This window comes from Geoalkalibacter sp. (genome assembly GCF_030604225.1).
Taxonomy (GTDB): domain Bacteria; phylum Desulfobacterota; class Desulfuromonadia; order Desulfuromonadales; family Geoalkalibacteraceae; genus Geoalkalibacter.
On sequence record NZ_JAUVWH010000066.1, the window covers coordinates 1 to 16862 of the forward strand.

13 protein-coding genes are annotated in these 16862 nt (G+C 63.0%); 5 read left to right on the forward strand and 8 right to left on the reverse strand.

Annotated elements, in window-relative coordinates:
* The 4 genes from QAT43_RS08715 to corA form a co-directional block, all read right to left on the reverse strand.
* Positions 1–878 (reverse strand): SLC13 family permease (locus tag QAT43_RS08715; protein ID WP_305042672.1); only part of this gene is annotated, 878 nt, incomplete at its 3' end.
* Positions 875–1693 carry a mechanosensitive ion channel family protein gene (locus QAT43_RS08720; RefSeq protein ID WP_305042673.1) on the reverse strand — a complete coding sequence of 273 codons (819 nt, stop codon included), beginning with the start codon at positions 1691–1693 and terminating at the stop codon, positions 875–877. The genes QAT43_RS08715 and QAT43_RS08720, both read right to left, overlap by 4 nt.
* A gap of 9 nt (positions 1694–1702) precedes the next feature.
* Positions 1703–3805: an ATP-binding protein gene (locus QAT43_RS08725; RefSeq protein WP_305042674.1), complete on the reverse strand. Its 2103-nt coding sequence runs from the start codon at positions 3803–3805 to the stop codon at positions 1703–1705.
* A gap of 107 nt (positions 3806–3912) precedes the next feature.
* A complete protein-coding gene (corA, locus tag QAT43_RS08730; protein WP_305042675.1) occupies positions 3913–4977 on the reverse strand; it encodes a magnesium/cobalt transporter CorA in 1065 nt (354 codons plus the stop codon).
* 108 nt (positions 4978–5085) lie between these two features.
* Between corA and QAT43_RS08735 the strand changes: the two genes are divergently transcribed.
* A complete protein-coding gene (locus QAT43_RS08735; RefSeq protein WP_305042676.1) occupies positions 5086–6036 on the forward strand; it encodes a YbgA family protein in 951 nt (316 codons plus the stop codon).
* A gap of 168 nt (positions 6037–6204) precedes the next feature.
* Here QAT43_RS08735 and QAT43_RS08740 read toward each other — a convergent pair whose 3' ends face one another.
* Positions 6205–8631, reverse strand: coding sequence for a DUF3536 domain-containing protein (locus tag QAT43_RS08740; protein WP_305042677.1), 2427 nt, complete (start codon positions 8629–8631; stop codon positions 6205–6207).
* Between the two features lie 249 nt (positions 8632–8880).
* Between QAT43_RS08740 and QAT43_RS08745 the strand changes: the two genes are divergently transcribed.
* From QAT43_RS08745 to QAT43_RS08755, 3 genes are read left to right on the forward strand one after another with little or no spacing between them, the layout of a single operon-like run.
* Entirely contained in the window at positions 8881–10185 is a 1305-nt protein-coding gene (locus QAT43_RS08745) for a peptidoglycan DD-metalloendopeptidase family protein (RefSeq protein WP_305042678.1), read from the forward strand.
* Positions 10186–10216: 31 nt separating this feature from the next.
* The gene (locus tag QAT43_RS08750) at positions 10217–11452 is read left to right on the forward strand and encodes a M48 family metallopeptidase (RefSeq protein ID WP_305042679.1); all 1236 of its coding nucleotides are present in this window, start codon (positions 10217–10219) and stop codon (positions 11450–11452) included.
* A gap of 26 nt (positions 11453–11478) precedes the next feature.
* On the forward strand, positions 11479–12063 hold the full coding sequence (locus QAT43_RS08755) for a DUF2845 domain-containing protein (protein WP_305042680.1): 585 nt from the start codon (positions 11479–11481) through the stop codon (positions 12061–12063).
* Here the strand turns inward: QAT43_RS08755 and QAT43_RS08760 are convergent.
* The 3 genes from QAT43_RS08760 to QAT43_RS08770 form a co-directional block, all read right to left on the reverse strand.
* Complete coding sequence (locus QAT43_RS08760) at positions 12051–13169, reverse strand: phosphotransacetylase family protein (protein ID WP_305042681.1); 1119 nt, start codon at positions 13167–13169, stop codon at positions 12051–12053. The two genes, QAT43_RS08755 and QAT43_RS08760, sit on opposite strands and share 13 nt — an antisense overlap.
* Before the next feature lie 176 nt (positions 13170–13345).
* A complete protein-coding gene (locus QAT43_RS08765; RefSeq protein WP_305042682.1) occupies positions 13346–13741 on the reverse strand; it encodes a hypothetical protein in 396 nt (131 codons plus the stop codon).
* 185 nt (positions 13742–13926) lie between these two features.
* A complete protein-coding gene (locus QAT43_RS08770; RefSeq protein ID WP_305042683.1) occupies positions 13927–14529 on the reverse strand; it encodes an acetate uptake transporter in 603 nt (200 codons plus the stop codon).
* Positions 14530–14832: 303 nt separating this feature from the next.
* On the opposite strand from QAT43_RS08770, the gene uvrC reads away from it, so the two are divergent.
* A complete protein-coding gene (gene uvrC, locus QAT43_RS08775; protein ID WP_305042684.1) occupies positions 14833–16677 on the forward strand; it encodes an excinuclease ABC subunit UvrC in 1845 nt (614 codons plus the stop codon).
* Positions 16678–16862: the final 185 nt, after the last annotated feature.

The window sequence follows — 16862 nt, forward strand, 5'->3', positions numbered from 1 at the left end:
GCCGCGCCGAGCAGGCCGCTGTCGGCCAGGGCGTGGTTGACGACGAACAGGCCGATGAACAAGACCAGCAATTGCCAGTCGATCAAGGCGAGGATGTGCTGGGACCTTATGCGGCGGCTCAGCAGCAGCAGGCCGGCCGCGCCCAGGGCGAGAATTTCCCGCGGCCAGTCGGTGCCGAGAAAAGCCAGCATGAGCAGCGCGGTAACGGCCAGCCCCTTGGCGGTCTGCCAGCCGTTGAAGGCTGGGGCGGGAATTTCGACGACTTGGGTGTGGGCTCGCCAGCGGTCGCGAAACAGCCAGACGACGACCAGCCACACCAGGGGCAGCCCGAGAAGGGCCGGGACACCCCCATCGCGCAGATAGCCGGTAAAGGAGAGTTGCAGGCTTTGCCCGATGAGCATGTTCTGCGGATTGCCGATGAGGGTGGCGGCCGAGCCGACATTGGCCGCGCAGGCCAGGGCCAGCAGGAAGGGTTTGGGGTCGAGGCCGCGCCGGGCGCAGCCCTCGGCCAGCATGGGCGCCATGGCCAGGCATACGATGTCGTTGGCGAGGATGGCCGCCAGCAGGCCGCACACGGCGATGAGCAGACCTAGGAGCGCGGGCGGTGCCACCGCGACCTCCGCCAGGCGCCGTGTCACCCAGGTGTAGAAGCCGCCCAGCCGCAGTTGCGCCGAAACCACCATGAGGCCGAAGAGCAGGGCGATGGTCGAGACGTCCACGGCCTCCCAGGCCTGCTCGGGAGTGAGGATGTCCAGGGCGATGAGGGCCAGGGCGCCAAGCAAGGCGACGCCGGTGCGATCCAGGGCCAGGCCCGGCAGACGCCCGAGAATCATGCCCAGGTAGACGAGCAGAAAAACGAGCAGTACCGGCAGGTTCATGGGGCGGCGGTGAACTCCGCAATGGCGTGATCCGGCAGCAGGCCGCGGGCATTGATCTCGATCTTCAAGCGTTCAGTGATGTCGCTGGCGAACAGTCGTTCAAGGCGGATGTCAAGAACATAAGCCTTTACCTTGAATTGGGTGAGAAAGGCGCGGTCGAAGACGTCCTCGACCAGCACGATGATGGGTTTTTTGAGATACACATAGGGTGAGCAGGCCGCGGCTTCCCAGGCAAGATCCTTGACTTGCCGGATATCCACCGAGGCAGGAAGGCGAAAGCTGATGACCACCTGCTCGTCGAGAGCCCCCGTGTTGGAGTTGGAAACGATCTGGTTGAGAACCACGCTGTTCGGTACCAGGACGGTGCTGTCGTCAAAGGTGCGCAGGCTCGTCGCGCGCAGACCGATATTGATCACTTCACCATAATTGTCCTGGATTTCGACCATGTCGCCGATGCGGAAAGGACGGTCGAAAAGAATGACGATGCCGGCAATGACGTTTTTCATCAGGTCCTGGGCGCCCAGGCCGATGGCCAGGCCGGCCGAGGCTCCGATGGCGAGGATCGTGGGAAGGGGGGGGTGGAACACCGCCACGATGACGAACGTTAGGGCCCCGATCCAGATGAACAGGCGCAGGAGCGGAGTGAGACTTCCGATGAGCAGCCGGCTGCGCGGCATGTTTTCCGCGAGTTTGGCGGCCGCGAGGCCGAGCAGCCAGGTGCCGACCCAGGTCATCCCGAGGATGAGCAGCGCCAGGAGAATACTGGAGAGGTTGAAGAAGTGCCGGGAAATTTCGACCAGGGTTTGCTCTTTCATGAAATGCCTTTAATAAAGAATGTTCAGGTCCTCGAGCACTCTGAGGGTCGTGGCCTGCAGGATCGGATTGACCACGTAGATTTCGTCCGCACTTTCCGGGTCGCCGGATTTTCTGTCCAGAAGCGTCATCTGTTGAAGATATTCAAGCATCAGCCGGCTTTGCATGGGTGTCAGGCGAAAAATTCGGGCATGCTCGTCAACGCTCAGGCTGCCATGGCAGAGAACCTCGGCGAGAGTGAAATGACAGGTTCGCTCCAGACGCCGCAACAGGGAACGGTCCAGCTTACCCAGGGGGCAAATTTCCATGCGTTGTTCAGTGGGCATCCATCGGGCGCACAACAGCCAATAGTAGAGCGCCGCTTCGATGTTGCCGCCGCTGACCTCGAAGAGTTCGCAGAAAAAACGCTTCCGCAGCTTGTCCTGGGTGTCGTCGGACGGAGGATTCGCCTCGGCGCGACTTTTTCCCTCATCCGCCTCCCTGAAGAACAGGGGCAAGCCCGAGGTGCGCTGACGTAGCAGAAGGGCTTCCTCGATTTCTTTCTGGTCGTGGAACAGGGTGTTGATTTGATGGGTGAAGAAGCGATTGATCCCCAGCAGCAGATCCAGGCGTCGCCAGGTATGGTCGCGAAAAGACATCAGCCACAAACAATGATGGCGAGTCGCCTGAAGAATGCTGAAAAAGCTTTCGGCCGCGCGACGGGCGCCGACGACCCTCAGCATCAGGTTGTGGCCGCCCTCGAGGACGAGAATGCCCGGCGGGCGTTCCAGGATCAGGCGAATGACGTCGTTCTCATCGGAGAGTTCGTCGGCGTGCGGTGCCAGCCACGCCTGGAAGAACCTCACCACATCCTGGCCATCGAGCAAGCGTCGGCCGATGTACCCTCGCAGAAAAGGACTTTCAAAGGCATGCTCGCTTTCAAGGCAGTTGAGCAGGGAGGTTTTCCCGCTGCCTTCCGGTCCGATGAGCGCGACGCTGCAGGTTCGCCCGCTTTTCCAGCGCTCGTGGACCTTTGCCAGTTGGGCAAGCTCCTCATCGCGCCCGACCAGAAATTCCCGATTGCCGAGGGGGCCCAGGGAAAAAAGACGTCGATAGAGAGTCGGCAGGCTTTCGCACTGATGGCGCAAATGAGCGGATGAGGGCAGATCGGTGAGCTTGAGAAGGGTTTCCGGGGACTGCCGCGGTTGTCCAATCAGGCCGCGCAGCTGATCGGCCCACCGCGCGGACCATTGAGCAAGGCGGCGCCCCGGCTCATGCTTGCCTTCCCGTAGGGCCTGCCAGAACTGTTTGCCCCACTCGCTCCAGGTGCGCAGGTGCCGCATGGCTTCTGTCCACCTTTGCCGCGCCAGAACATCAAGGAGGTGGGCGTCGCTTAGATCATGGGAAATTTTCTCCTTGAGTCGCTGCTGTTCTTCATGAAGCTGCGCGGGAAATTGTTCCCAAAAATCGCCCAGAATCTTACATGCGCCGGCCAGTTTGTCTTCAGCGTCGGTCAAGCTGTCGAGCAACTGGTCCTTGATCACGGCAATTTGATCTTGAAATTCGTTCCCCGTGGCGACCATACCGTCGTTGGGAGCAGCCAACTTTTCCAGATCGTCGCCGCTCGCTTCCAGGAAAAAGCGCAGTCCGCGCCAAGCGTCGGCAATCTGGAGGCGTGTGCGCGCCAGGGATTGTTCATAGGCTTGGCTCAAGGGATGAGACTGCAAGGCATCGCGATCCGCGAAAAGGTCAAGAGCCATGCTACGCAGGGGGACGCGCACCCTACGGTCCTTGCGCATGCTTTCCTGATATTCGGGAAGATTTCGGGCCAGGCGACGACCGTTTTCATGCATCTCCAGCAGTAGGTTCAACACCGGTTGTCCCCCGGCGTTTAGATCCTTGAGCTCTTCTTCGAAGGCGCTACGCAAGCCACGCGACAGCCGACTCAACTGCCCGTCGATCGCGCCGCGTATTTTGGTTAAATGGTCTTTTTGCCGGCTGGCGTCCGGCCCTTCGCCCGGAAACACCTCTGAGATTTGCACGGCGCTTTTGCTTATGTCCTTGCGCGCCGCCTCGGCCATCCCGTCAAGGCGCGTGACGGCGAATTCCTTTTTCAGGCGTGCCTCTTCGGCCACTTGAACGAAAAGCTCATCCAGCAGGCGAAAAAGTTCCGATACATTGGCAGGGCATGCATTTAGGTCGGCTGACTGGACCATCGAGGTGTCTCCGCGGGGTTGCTTCGTCATAGCCACTTCTTGCGCCGGAAAAACAGCAGCAGGCCGAAGGCGACGGCAATCATCACCAGCCATGCCCCCGCGTAGCCATAGCGCCAGTTCAGCTCGGGCATGTGCGTGAAGTTCATCCCGTAGACCCCGGCGATGAAGGTCAGGGGGATGAAAATGGTGGCCATGATGGTCAGCACCTTCATAATTTCGTTCATGCGGTTGCTCACGCTCGACAGGTAGATGTCGAGCATGCCGGCGAGCAGGTCGCGCAGGGTCTCCACCGTGTCGAGCACGTGGATGCAGTGGTCGTGGACGTCGCGCAGGAACAGGCGGGTTTCGGCGGAGATGAGGGCGTGCTCCTCGCGGGTCAGGCTGCCAAGAACCTCGCGCAGGGGCCAGACCGATTTGCGCAACAGCAGCATCTCGCGCTTGAAGTGGTGAATCCGGGCCAGGGTGTCCGGCGAGGGATTGGCGATCAGCTCTTCCTCAAGCTTCTCCACCTGATCGCCGATGTTTTCCAGCAGGGAGAAATAATTGTCGACCACGGCGTCGAGCAGCGCATAGGCGAGGTAATCCGTGCCGAGAAAACGGATGCGCCGGCCGTGGCGCAGGCGTTCGCGCACCCCCTCGAAGACATCGCCCGGATGCTCCTGGAAGGACAGCACGAAATGCCGGCCCAGCACCAGGCTCACCTGTTCGGCGCGGATTTCGTGGCGCTGCTCCTCGTAGCGCAGCATCTTGATGACGATATACAGGTAATCGTCATAGTCCTCGATCTTGGGGCGCTGGTCGGTGTTGAGGATGTCCTCCATGACCAGGGGATGCAGGCCGAGGCAGCCTCCCAGGGCTTCCACCTTGGCCACCTCGTGCACGCCGTCGACGTTGATCCAGGAGATCCGCGGGCCGGTCTTGAAGGGCGGGCAGGCGGCGGGCTCGGCGAGGCGCTGGTCCTGGAAGTGTTCCTGGTCATAGGCGATGACGCGGATATGCGCGGCGGCCTCGCTTTTATCGCCGACGTGCACCAGGGTGCCGGGCGCGGCGCCGACTTTCTTGCCTCGTTTCTTGACCAGCTTGCGTGACATGGGGACTCCCCGGCGCGCTGTGGATGTGATTCCCTGGGTTTTTGCTACACTTGATGGCGGCTTGAAGAGATCCGCCATTCATTCTCGTTGCCGGAAAGGGCATAATCCATGACCGATAAAATCCGCATCGGCATCAGCAGCTGCCTGCTGGGTGAAAACGTCCGCTACGACGGCGGCCACCAGCTCGACCGGCTGATTCGCGACGTACTCGGCACGTTCCTGGAATTCGTCCCCGTCTGTCCCGAGGTCGAGGTCGGTTTGCCCATTCCCCGCGAAACCCTGCGCCTGGTGGGCGATGCCCAGCACCCGCGCCTGGTTTTCTCGAAAAGCGGCGAGGACATCACCGAGCGCATGGAAAGCTGGGCGCGGCGCCGCTGCGACGAACTGGAGCGGGAAGACCTCTGCGGCTTTATTTTCAAGGCGCGTTCGCCCTCCAGCGGCATGGAGCGCGTCAAACTCTACGACAAGAACGGCGTGCCCGCCAAGCAGGGCGTGGGGTTGTTCGCGCGCATCTTCATGGAGCGCTTTCCCCTGGTGCCGGTGGAGGAGGACGGTCGCCTGCATGACGACAGGCTGCGGGAAAACTTCGTCGAGTGCCTCTTCACCTTCAAGCGCTGGCGCGATGGCCTCAAGCAGGGCAAGAGCCGCGGCCACCTGGTCGATTTTCACACTCGCCACAAACTGCTGCTGCTGGCGCACAGCCCGGAAATCTATCGCGAGATGGGCAAGCTGGTGGCCGACGCCAAGAGTCTGTCCGTGGATGCGCTTTACGAGCGTTATCTGGCGCTGCTGATGAAAGCCATGCGCCTGCGTGCCACGGTGCGCAAGAACATCAACGTCATGCAGCATCTGCTCGGCTATTTCAAGCGCGACCTGAGCGCCGACGAGAAGCAGGAAATGCTCGAAGCCTTCGAGACCTACCGCGCCGGGCATGTGCCGCTTATCGTGCCCCTGACCCTGATCAACCATTATGTGCGCAAGTACGACCAGCCCTACCTCAAGATCCAGTACTATCTCAATCCCCATCCTCTTGAGTTGCAACTGCGCAACCACGTGTAGTGTCACGTGCGGCCGGTCTTGTCTTCTAATTCCGGCTATTTTCGGCGCTGCCTGCGTTGCGCCAACTTGACTTAGCGCACGGCTAGGCCTGCGTTGGCGACGCCTTGGCAACACCAAAAATATCTCAGAATTATTTGACATGACCGGCCGCACGGGACACGGGTTGCCTCAGATCATCCCCACCTTGAGGGCCTGGCCGAGCAGGTGGAATTGCTCGAACCATTCGGTCAGGGCCGTGTCGCCCGCCTGCAGGGATTTCTGAATGGTTGGGCAGAGCTGGTGGCAGATGGCGTAGTAGCTGTTCTGCGTCCGCCACAGATCAAGACGTATGGGCAGGCGCGCGAGAATCTCGAGGGTCTCGTTGAGGGTGATGACCAGGGCGAGGTTCTGCGGCGCTCGCGTCAGTTTTTCCATCTGGCGGGCGATTTGCCGGCCGGCGGCCAGGCCCAGGGTCGGGTCGCTCAGTTCCAGGCCGAGGCGTTCGGCTTCGCCGGCGAGGGTCTTGAGCTGGATGAGATCGAGGCTGGGGGCGGCGAAGAGCCGCTGCAGGCGCGCGCTGACCACGCATTCCGCGGGCGCCAGCAGGGCGCGGGGCGCCGGCGTGCCCATGTCGCGCAAGAAGCGCAGCAGGGCGAACTGGTTGTCGTAAATCTGTTGATAGGTCTGGGTGAGCTCTTCCAGGGGCTTGTGCAGGATGAGGTCGAGGACCTTGCGCTGCTCGTCCTTGAACAGATGCCGCAGGCTGTAGGTGTGTTCGGGAAAGTGGCGATCCATGAGACGAATGACGTCGGTGAGATCGCTGCGCTCGAAGGCCGATTGAATGTCGCGCTGCATCTGCGCCAGATCGGCTTCGCTGTCGAATTCGCGCACCCCGGCGCTGAGGTTGTGATCGCCGAAGTGCAGCACCGCGAAGACGTAGTCGCCGCTGGTCCAGGTGATCTGCGAGCGCACCCGGGTGCGGCCGGTGGCCAGCACCATGCGTCCGGCGCGCGCCTGGTTGTAGACCAGGTTGTGCGCCTCGTAGCTGTAGATGCGGTGGGGGCGATGGTTGCCCTCGAATTCCGAGGCGATGGCGTGGTGGGCGGCGACGCGCCGCAGATCGAGGCGCGTGGGTTGCACGAACTGTCGATAGATCTCGGCGGCATGGCGGTGTTTTTCGAGATTGCTCGGCACCTTTTCCAGCCAGGCGAGAAATTCCTCCTCCAGGCGCGCGCCGCAGGCCTCCTCGGCCAACTGGATGGCGCGGCTCGCGTAGGCGAGAATCTGCACCGTCTCGATGCCCGAGACCTCATCGAAAAACCAGCCGCAACTGGTGTACATGAGCAGGGCGTGGCGCTGCATTTCGAGCAGGCGCAGCAGCCGCGTGCGTTCGGCGGCACCGAGCTCGCGCCGGCTGATGCCGTGCAGAAAGTCCGCGACCCGTTCTTCCTCGCGATCGAGGAGCACCTCGATGTAGGCATCGCGTGCCGCCCAGGGGTCGTCGCTGAGATGGGCCATGTCGCGCTCGTAGAGCAGGGCCAGACGGTCGCGCAGCCAATCGAGGGCGGCGCGCAGGGGCTTGCGCCATTTCTGGTGCCAGTTCTTGCCGTGATCGATGCGGCAGCCGCAGTCGGCCCGCCAGCGCTCCACGCCGTGGGCGCAGCTCCACGAGGTGTTCTCGTGAATCCGCACCTCATGGGTGGGCGGATGCAGGGCGAGGAATTCGCCGTAGATGGTGATGCGCGCCCGTTGCTTGCGTTCGATGGTGCGCAGGCAGTAGGCCAGGGCCATTTCGCCGTGGCGGTGATGGTGACCGTAGGTCTCGCCGTCCGTGGCGATGTGGGAGAGCTCCGGCTGGTGTGCCTCGGAGAAGGTGCCGAGCAGGCGATTGGCCAGATCCTCGCCGTTGTTGAGCAGGCCGCTGAAGGCCACGTCCTGGGAGAGGGCGCCGTTGTAGAAGAACAGCGCGATGCCGGCGCCCGAGGGCAGGCGGCAAAGGTAGGCGCGACGGGTGTCGATGGGCTGTTGGGTGAGCTGCTGCCAGTCCTTGTCGCCCAGGCGGCGCACCGCCTTGGCCTGGTGGGGGGCGAGGATGGTGAAGGCGACGCCCTCGGCCGCCAGGGCTTCGAGGGTTTCGGTGTCGACGGCGGTCTCCGGCAGCCACATGCCCTCGGGCTTGCGACCGAAGCGCGCCTCGAAGTCGCGCAGCCCCCAGCGCACCTGGGTGCGTTTGTCGCGCGCGTTGGCCAGGGGCAGAATCATGTGCCCGTAGGCCTGGGCCAGCGCCGCGCCATGGCCGCCGAAACGCGCGCGGCTGCTCAGATCCGCGTCGAGGATCGCCTGGTAGGTGTCGGGGCGGTGGCGCTCCAGCCAGGAAAGCAGCGTCGGACCGAAATTGTGGCTGATCTTTTCGTAATTGTTGGCGATGTCGATGATCAGGTTCTGGTGATTGAGGATGCGCGCCGCGGCGTTGGTCTGGTAGCACTCGGCGGTGATGCGCTCGTTCCAGTCGTGAAAGGGAAAGGCCGAATCCTGCAGCTCGACGTCCTCCAGCCAGGGGTTTTCCCGGGGGGGCTGGTAGAAGTGGCCGTGAATGCACACATAGCGTTGGGTCATGGAACCGGTGACTCCTCGGGAATTCGGGCGTTGGGTCGTCGGACGGGCCGGAAATATCGAAAAATTCTAACAAGGATCGGCGGAGGCGGCAAGGCGGGTTATGGTGGCTTCATCGGGTTGATAAGGAAAAGAATTGTTAAAGAATACTTGCCTTGGGACGCAAGAGTGATTAAACTTCCCCCTAAAAAACCTCCGCCGCTCGTCTAAGGCGTTCAATTCAATGGATTTTTCTAAGGTTGGAAATCACATATGATGGAAATTATTTCTCCGCGCAGGACTCGCCAGTCCTGGCAGCGCAAGTCGCGGTTTCGGCCTTGGTTCCTGGCAGCCCTGCTGCTGGTGCTGCTGGTTGCCGTCTGGTTCCGGCCCCAGGATGAAGCCGCCGACCTCGCCGACCTGCAGGAGGACACCTCCCCACCCCTGGTCGCCGAGCAACCCGCCGATGAACCCGAAGAACCTCAGCTGCCCCCGACGCATTTTGTTCATGCCATCGAGCCCGGCGATACCCTGAGTTCGATCTTTGCCCGCCATGCCCTGGGCCAGAGCGCCATGTATCAGATTCTGTCCGCCGACGAGGCGCTGCTCGCCCTGGACATTCTGCGCCCCGGCCATGTCTTGACCTTCAGCCTCAACGAGGAAACGCGCATTCTGGAGGAGATGGAGCTCTACATCCATCCCGGCAGCCGCGTCGTTTACCGTCGCGCCGACGCCGAAACCTTCGAGTACGAGGAAATCCTCATTCCCGGCGAATGGGAGCAGCAACTGCTGGCCGGCGAAATCAACGGCAGTTTCTACCTCTCGGCTATGCAGGCCGGACTGACCGAGGGCGAGGCGGCACAGATCACCAGCCTGTTTCGCGAGCAGCTCAATTTCGCGCGCGACATGCAGGCGGGGGACCAGTTCCAGATCATTCGCCACCAGCAACTGGTCGAGGGCGAGCCCACCGGCCAAAGCCGCATCGAGGGGGTGCGCATCCTGCGTCGCAACCGCGTCCATTCGGCGTTTCTCTGCGACGACGGCAATTACTACAACCACAAGGGCGAAAGTCTGGCGCGCGCCTTCCTGCGCTATCCCAGCGAGCGGCGCCTGAAAATCAGCTCCGCCTTCAATCCCCGGCGCCTTCATCCGGTCACCGGCCGGGTCGCGCCGCACAACGGCACGGATTTCCCCATGCCCATCGGCACGCCCGTGCTCGCCACGGGCGACGGGGTCGTAACCCGCGTCAACAATCATCCCTTCGCCGGCAAGTACATCGAAATCCGTCACGGCGGTGACTACACCACGCGCTATTTGCACCTGCATAAGACCCTGGTCAAGCAGGGCCAGAGCGTCAAGCGCGGCGAACGCATCGCCCTTTCGGGCAACACCGGCCGCTCCACCGGGCCGCACCTGCATTTCGAGTTGCATGTGCGCGGCCGTCCCGTCGATCCCATGCGCGCCGACATCCCTCTGACCGTCTCGGTGCCCAAGGAGCGGCGCAAGCAGTTCGAGCAACGGGTCGCGGAGCTTGTCACCCTGATGGACGGCGTGGACGAGCGTATCGCCATGCGCTGAGCGCGGCGCCGAGCCGCGAGGGACGCCCGCCATGTTCTGGATTCTGCTTTCGGCCTTTATCCTGGTTCTGTGCGCCGAATACGCTCTCGATGCCCTCAACCTGCGTCACCTGCGTCATCATGGCCAGGAGGTGCCGGCGGAATTCGTCGGCCAAATCGACGCCGAACTCCTCTCCCGCTCCTCGGCCTACACCCTGGCCCGCAACCGCCTGGGCCTTTGCGAATCCCTGCTGGGCAATCTGTTGCTGGGAATTTTTCTCTTCGGCGGGCTGCTCGGACTCTATGACCGCTGGATCGCCGGGTTCAGTGACGCCTTCATCCTCTCCGGTCTGCTCTTCTTTCTCGGCCTGGGCCTGGCGCGCGGGCTGCTCGACGTGCCCTTCAGCCTCTATCGGCATTTCGTCATCGAGGAGCGTTTCGGCTTCAATACCCTGACCTGGCGGCTGTGGCTCTCCGACCTGCTCAAGGGTACCCTCATCTCCCTGGTGCTCTCCGGCCTGCTGCTGAGCGGCGCCCTGTGGCTGGTGCAGGCCGACCCCCAGCACTGGTGGCTGTGGGTGTGGGCGTTTCTCGCCCTGTTCAGCCTGTTTCTCATGTACCTCTCGCCCTATGTCATCGAGCCGCTGTTCTTCAAGTTCGAACCGATTCGCGCCGAAGGCCTGGAGGAGCGCATCCGCGCCCTGATGGAGAAAGCGGGATTGCGGGTGAGTCGCGTGTTCCAGGTCGACGCCTCGCGCCGCAGTCGCCATTCCAACGCCTATTTCACCGGCATCGGCCGGGTCAAGCGCATCGTGCTCTTCGATACCCTTTTGGCCCAGATGGATCACGACGAAATTCTCGCCGTCCTGGCCCATGAGGTCGGCCACTGGAAAAAGCGCCATGTGCTCAAGCGCCTGCTGTGGGCACAGGTGATGATCCTTGGCGGGCTGTTCATCGCCCAGCGCCTGATCGCCGCCGAGGTGCTGCCCGGCCTTATCGGCCTGGAGCAGGCCTCGTTTTTCGCCCAATTGCTGATCCTCTCCCTGCTCGCCACCCTGGTGGGTTTTCCCCTCACGCCTCTCTCCAGCTGGCTGTCGCGGCGCGACGAGTACCAGGCCGATGGCTTCGCCCGCGAGCTCACCGGCGCGCCCCAGGCCCTGGCTACGGCGCTGGTCAAGCTGTCGCGGGACAATCTCGCCAACCTTCATCCCCATCCCTGGTACGCCGCCTTTCATTATTCCCATCCCCCCGTGGTCGAGCGGATTCGCAAGCTGCGCGCAGGCATCTGATACAATCAGATAGAAGGGAGGTTGCCATGAACGGGCTGATCCGTGTCTTGCTGCTGCTTCTGATCGGTCTGCTGTGCGCCGCTCCGGTTTGGGCCCTGCGCTGCAATGGGCGGCTGGTGCATACCGGCGATCATCAGATCGAGGTGTTGGCCAAGTGCGGCGAACCCCTGTGGCGGGAGCGCTGGGAGGACGATGTCTATGAGCGGCGTTTTTTCGATACCCTGGAGCGGCGCACCCAGGTCATGGAGGAGTGGATCTACGACTTCGGCCCCAACCGCCTGCTGCATCTGCTGCGTTTTCGCAACGGACGGCTGATCGAGATCACCACCGGCGATCGCGCCACCAGCATGGCCGTGGATTCTTGCCGCGACGGCCACGGCTTGCGGGTGGGCGACACCAAGGTCGAGGTGATCCGCAAGTGTGGCCCGCCCGCCCACAGCGACAGCCGCCTCGACGAGCAGCTGCTGGCGGTGGATGCGCGGCGCGTCGTGCGCAGCACCATCCGGGTGGACGAGTGGACCTACAATTTCGGCCCGCGGCGCTTTCTGCTGCACCTTACCTTTGAAGATGGCCGCGTCAAGCGCATCGAAACCGGCGCTTATGGATTCTGAGCCAGGGGCAGCGCGTAGAGGGTCGCCAGATCGTCGAAGTCGATGCGCTTCTCCGCCAGGGCGCGAATCAGGTTGATCTTCTCCATATCCTCCGCCGTGGTCTTGGAGACGTCGTCGTTGATCATCTGGTAGATGTGGGTGGTGTGGGAGTGGCCGGCACGCAGATAGGGAATGTTGCTGCGATCGAGGATCTGCTGGGTGATCTTGCTGACCGGCGCCGTGCCGGGAATCACCAGGCCGACGATACGGCTGCGGTATTCAGGAATCTGGTAGAGGTTGGCCATGGTCACCAGCAGCTCGTCGCGGCTGCTGGTGACGACCAGCAGGGTGTCCTCGTGCAACAACTCGACGACGCGCTGGGTGGAGGCCGCGCCGATCTGAAGATGATGCACGATGCGCGCCCCCGCCTCCGGGTCGCCGTGCAGGGGCACGTCGAGCACCCGGGCGATGCGGCGCAGGGTGGGGTTGGCCAGCACCGGCTGGTAATTGAAGCCGCCGAGCACCTGGAAGGGTTCGTCGACGAAGGCGCGGCGCAGGTAATCGAGGGTTTCCTCGCGCTTCTCGGGGATGATCTTGTTGGCCAGGATGGCGCGCACCTCGGCCCCTTCCTTTTCGAACAAGGCGAGGTTCATGTAGACCGAGTCGATGACGTTGCCGACGCCGCCGCCCGTGACCATGAGCACCGGGGCGCCCAGCAGGCGCGCGATGCGCGCGTTGGACAGGCCCAGCACCGAGCCGACCCCGGGGTGCCCGGCGCCCTCGATGATCAGGAAATCACAACGCTTTTCCAGTTCGGCGCAGGCCGACAGGATCTTGTCCCGCAGATCCTCGGCGCGCAGCTGGCCGTCGAGGGCGCGCTTGGTGTCGCCGCCCTTGACCACGACGGGCGACATGAACTGCAGGCAGTCCTGCAGGCCGAAAACTTCCGCCATGAGCGCGGCATCCTTGTCGACATCCAGGCCGTTGAGCACCGCCGGCTTGGGGCCGAGGGGCTTGATGAAGCCGATGCGCTGGTATTTTTTCTGGGCCAGATGCAGCAGCGAGAGGCTGGTGGTGGTCTTGCCGCTGTTCTGGCCGGTCGCCGCGATGAAAACCTTGTGCGCCATGGTCGATGCTCCTCATAGAACCGCACGGAATGGTCGAAGTCTCAGGTCTATAGCCTAACAGGAGAGTTTGCTTCCCGCCACCAGGTATACGCCTGCGGGAGAAAAGCCCCCGGAAAAACAAACCCCCTTTTCCGGGGAAAAGGGGGCGGGGTCGATGAGGCGTGTTTGAAGGAACTTCAGGGCACGTGCCCGGCGTAGAAGCTTTCATGGGCTAGGGTGTCGGAAAACGCGTCGGTGAAGGACACGCCCACGGGTTTCATGATGATCAGAGCCATGATGCCCACCACCAGAAGGGCCGCCGTCCAGTTGAGCAGGTTGGTGAGAAAAGGCCAGTCCGGTTCCTCGCGCTCGACTTTTTTCGTCTGAACCTGCTCCTGCTCCTCCTCCTTTTCTTCCGTCATGATGCGCGCCGCCTTGCGCATGAGGCGGCCGGAGGTCAGGAATATCAGGGCCGAAACGGCAAATTGAGGCATGACATCGACGGAGAGCTTGCCCGTGGCCAGCATGACGCCGTAGAAAGCCATGGCGCACAGCCCGAGCAGGGTCATATGTTGACTGAGCTTGGCGTTCATGGGTATCTCCTTGCGCAACCTGCTCACGCGGGGGGACGACGTCTTGATTCCCGCGGCAAGCGAAGAGGAAAATACACGGCAGGATGCGGAAATATTACGTTAAAATAATGTTCTAACAATATCCGCAGCCGGCGCGCTTGTCAACGCCAAAGACCTTGATTCAGAATCCGCCTCCGTTCCAGGATTCAGGAGGGTTTTGACATCGTCGCCTCGGCCAGCCGGCGGCCGCGCGCAATGCGCAGGGAAAGCAGCATCAAGCCCTGGTAGGCGGCCAGCAGGGCGCCGCCGATGCCGACCAGGCAGGCAACCTGACGGATCGCCGCGGATTCCCAGATCAGGGCGGCGGCGGCAAGCCCCAGCAGCAGCGCCAGCGCCCCGAAAATCAAGCCGGTGAGGCGCTGATCCTGTCCGGCACCATGGCCGAGCAGGGCGGTAAACAGGCACCACAGGGTCAAATAGGGGATGGCGGCAAAGGGTTGGTAGGGCAGGCCGACGCCCGCTTCGGGCAGCACCATGACCGGCAGAAGCGAAAGCCAGAACAGACCGCAGGCGGTAAAGGCTGCCGCGCCGAAGGCGTTGCCGCGCCGCCACTCGTGAATGCCGGTGATCGCCTGGGCCAGGCCGCCATAAAGAAAGCCGGCGGCGACGACGCCGGGATGCTCGCGCAGGGCAACCTGGTAGAGGCCTAGCAACAGGCAGCACAGGGCCAGGGTCAGAAAACCCGAAGGGCTGTAGGAGCGGCAGGGCAGATCGCGGGGGGATGGTGCCGGCCGAAAATCACGGGTCATGGCCAAATCCTCCTGGGTTGAGGCGGTACGTCGGTGAGGTGCCGGCCGTCCCTCAACAGCCGGCCTCCCCACCCTGTACCCAACAGGAAACAACGCTTGCTTTCCTATGGAGCAAAACGTATACCAAACGCTGAGCGATTCTGGTTGAGCTTCCAACTGCTTGGAATGATAAGGGTCTGGTTTTGCGGCGCGAATTTTCCCCCGAGGCGCGGGCGTCGAATTTCGCAAATGCGCAAAGGACGAACGGGCATTTTTGCAGATCTGCAAGAGCGGTAGGGCGCCCTGGCGAAAGGAAATTTTCTGGTGACTGAGCAGAGCCTGGATCCCAAGCGCTTTCCCTCCTCGCCCGGCGTCTATCTGATGCGCGGCGAAAGCGATGCGGTGCTCTACGTGGGCAAGGCCAAGAATCTGCGCGCGCGGCTGCGCAGCTACTTCAGCGCCGCCGGCGACGGACGCGGCCAGATTCCTTTTCTGATGAGTCGTGTGCGACGCATCGAGACCATCGTCACCGACACGGAAAAAGAGGCCCTGATCCTCGAAAACACCCTGATCAAGAAGCATCGGCCGCGCTACAACATCAACCTGCGCGACGACAAGACCTATCTCTCCATCCGCCTCGATCCGCGCGAGGAATTCCCGGTGCTGCAAACCGTGCGCAAAGTGCGGCGCGACGGGGCGCTCTACTTCGGTCCCTACGCCTCGGGCACGGCGGTGCGCGAGACGCTCAAGGAAATCTACCGGATTTTTCCCCTACGTCATTACCCCCTGGAGGTATGCCGCCGCCGGGGTCGGCCCTGTCTGTTTTACCAGATCGGCCAGTGCAGCGCGCCCTGTCACGGACGTATCAGCCGCGACGCCTATCGCCGATTGGTGGAGGGCGTGACGGCGCTGCTCTCGGGGCGCGAGGGCGAGGTGGTGGGGCTGTTGCGCGAGCGCATGGCGAGCGCCGCGGCATCCATGCACTATGAGGAGGCGGCGCGGCTGCGCGACCAGATCCGCGCCATCGAGGCGACGGTGGAGCGGCAGAAGGTCGTTGGAGCCGGTGGCGGCGACGAGGATGTGATCGGCGTGCACCGCGAGGGCGGCGAGGTCGAGGTGGTGCTGCTGTTCATCCGCGAGGGCAAGCTGATCGGACGGCGCGCCTATCCCCTGGAATGGCGGCTGGAGGAAGATGAGCTGTTGACCTCTTTTCTGCAGGAATATTACGCGCGCGACGTGCTCATCCCCGAGCGCATCCTGGTGCCCTGGCCCTTGACGGAGGGCGCCGCCCTGGAAGAGTGGCTCGGCGAGCGGCGCGGCAAGAAAGTGCAGATCCTCTATCCGCAACGCGGGGAAAAACTACGCCTGGTGGAAATGGCGGCGCGCAACGCGGCCGAATCCTTCCGCGAGCGCGGCAGCCGCCGGGAGGCGCGCCAGGAGGTGCTCGGGGAAATTCAGCAACGCCTGGATCTGCGGCGGCTGCCCGAGCGCATGGAGTGCTTCGATATCTCCAACGTTCAGGGGCGCCACAGTGTCGGCAGCATGGCGGTGTTGCTGCACGGCGAGGCGGCGCCCGGCGAGTATCGCCGCTTTCGTATCCGTACCGTGGAGGGCGCCGATGACTATGCCTCCCTGGGCGAAGCGCTGCGCCGACGCCTGGCGAAGGGCTTGCGCGAGGAGAATCTGCCCGATTTCATTCTCATCGACGGCGGACGCGGGCAACTCGGAGTGCTGACGACGGTGCTGGCCGAACTGGGCCTGGAAGAGCGCATCGATGCCGCCGGCATCGCCAAGAGCCGGGTGTTCGCCAATGTGCGCGGCAAGAAAGTGGAACGTAGCGAGGAGCGGCTGTTCGTGCCGGGACGCAAGAATCCGGTGCTGCTGCGCGCGGGATCCGCGGCGCTGTTTCTGCTGGAGCGGCTGCGCGACGAGGCGCACCGCTTCGCCATCACCTATCATCGCCAGGTGCGCGGCCGCGCTACCCTGCGCTCGTCCCTTGAGGACGCGCCCGGCATCGGGCCGGAGCGGCGCAAGGCCTTGCTGCGCCATTTCGGCAGCCTGCGCAAGATCCGCGAGGTCGGTGTCGAGGAACTCGCCGCCCTGCCCGGATTGCCCCGCGCGGCGGCCGAAGCCCTGCACCGTCATCTGCACGGCGGCGAGGACACATGAAAAAAGGCCTCCGGCGGGTTGCCGGAGGCCTTTTTTAGGTTTGTGCGCCAGGCATGGCGCGTGGTGCTTCAGCACCACTTGATTGACTGTGGTAGTCAGTCGAGGACTTGGGGGTGAAAGTCCCCTGCGGACCCTGATGGCGGGAACCGCTAGCCGAACGGCAAGGGTGTCCATCGCGAGGTGGA

Coding starts and splice junctions, on each gene's coding strand:
- QAT43_RS08720 (WP_305042673.1), bottom strand. CDS start 1,693: ATGAAAGAGCAAACCCTGGTCGAAATTTCCCGGCACTTCTTCAACCTC.
- corA (WP_305042675.1), bottom strand. CDS start 4,977: ATGTCACGCAAGCTGGTCAAGAAACGAGGCAAGAAAGTCGGCGCCGCG.
- QAT43_RS08735 (WP_305042676.1), top strand. CDS start 5,086: ATGACCGATAAAATCCGCATCGGCATCAGCAGCTGCCTGCTGGGTGAA.
- QAT43_RS08740 (WP_305042677.1), bottom strand. CDS start 8,631: ATGACCCAACGCTATGTGTGCATTCACGGCCACTTCTACCAGCCCCCC.
- QAT43_RS08745 (WP_305042678.1), top strand. CDS start 8,881: ATGATGGAAATTATTTCTCCGCGCAGGACTCGCCAGTCCTGGCAGCGC.
- QAT43_RS08750 (WP_305042679.1), top strand. CDS start 10,217: ATGTTCTGGATTCTGCTTTCGGCCTTTATCCTGGTTCTGTGCGCCGAA.
- QAT43_RS08755 (WP_305042680.1), top strand. CDS start 11,479: ATGAACGGGCTGATCCGTGTCTTGCTGCTGCTTCTGATCGGTCTGCTG.
- QAT43_RS08760 (WP_305042681.1), bottom strand. CDS start 13,169: ATGGCGCACAAGGTTTTCATCGCGGCGACCGGCCAGAACAGCGGCAAG.
- QAT43_RS08765 (WP_305042682.1), bottom strand. CDS start 13,741: ATGAACGCCAAGCTCAGTCAACATATGACCCTGCTCGGGCTGTGCGCC.
- QAT43_RS08770 (WP_305042683.1), bottom strand. CDS start 14,529: ATGACCCGTGATTTTCGGCCGGCACCATCCCCCCGCGATCTGCCCTGC.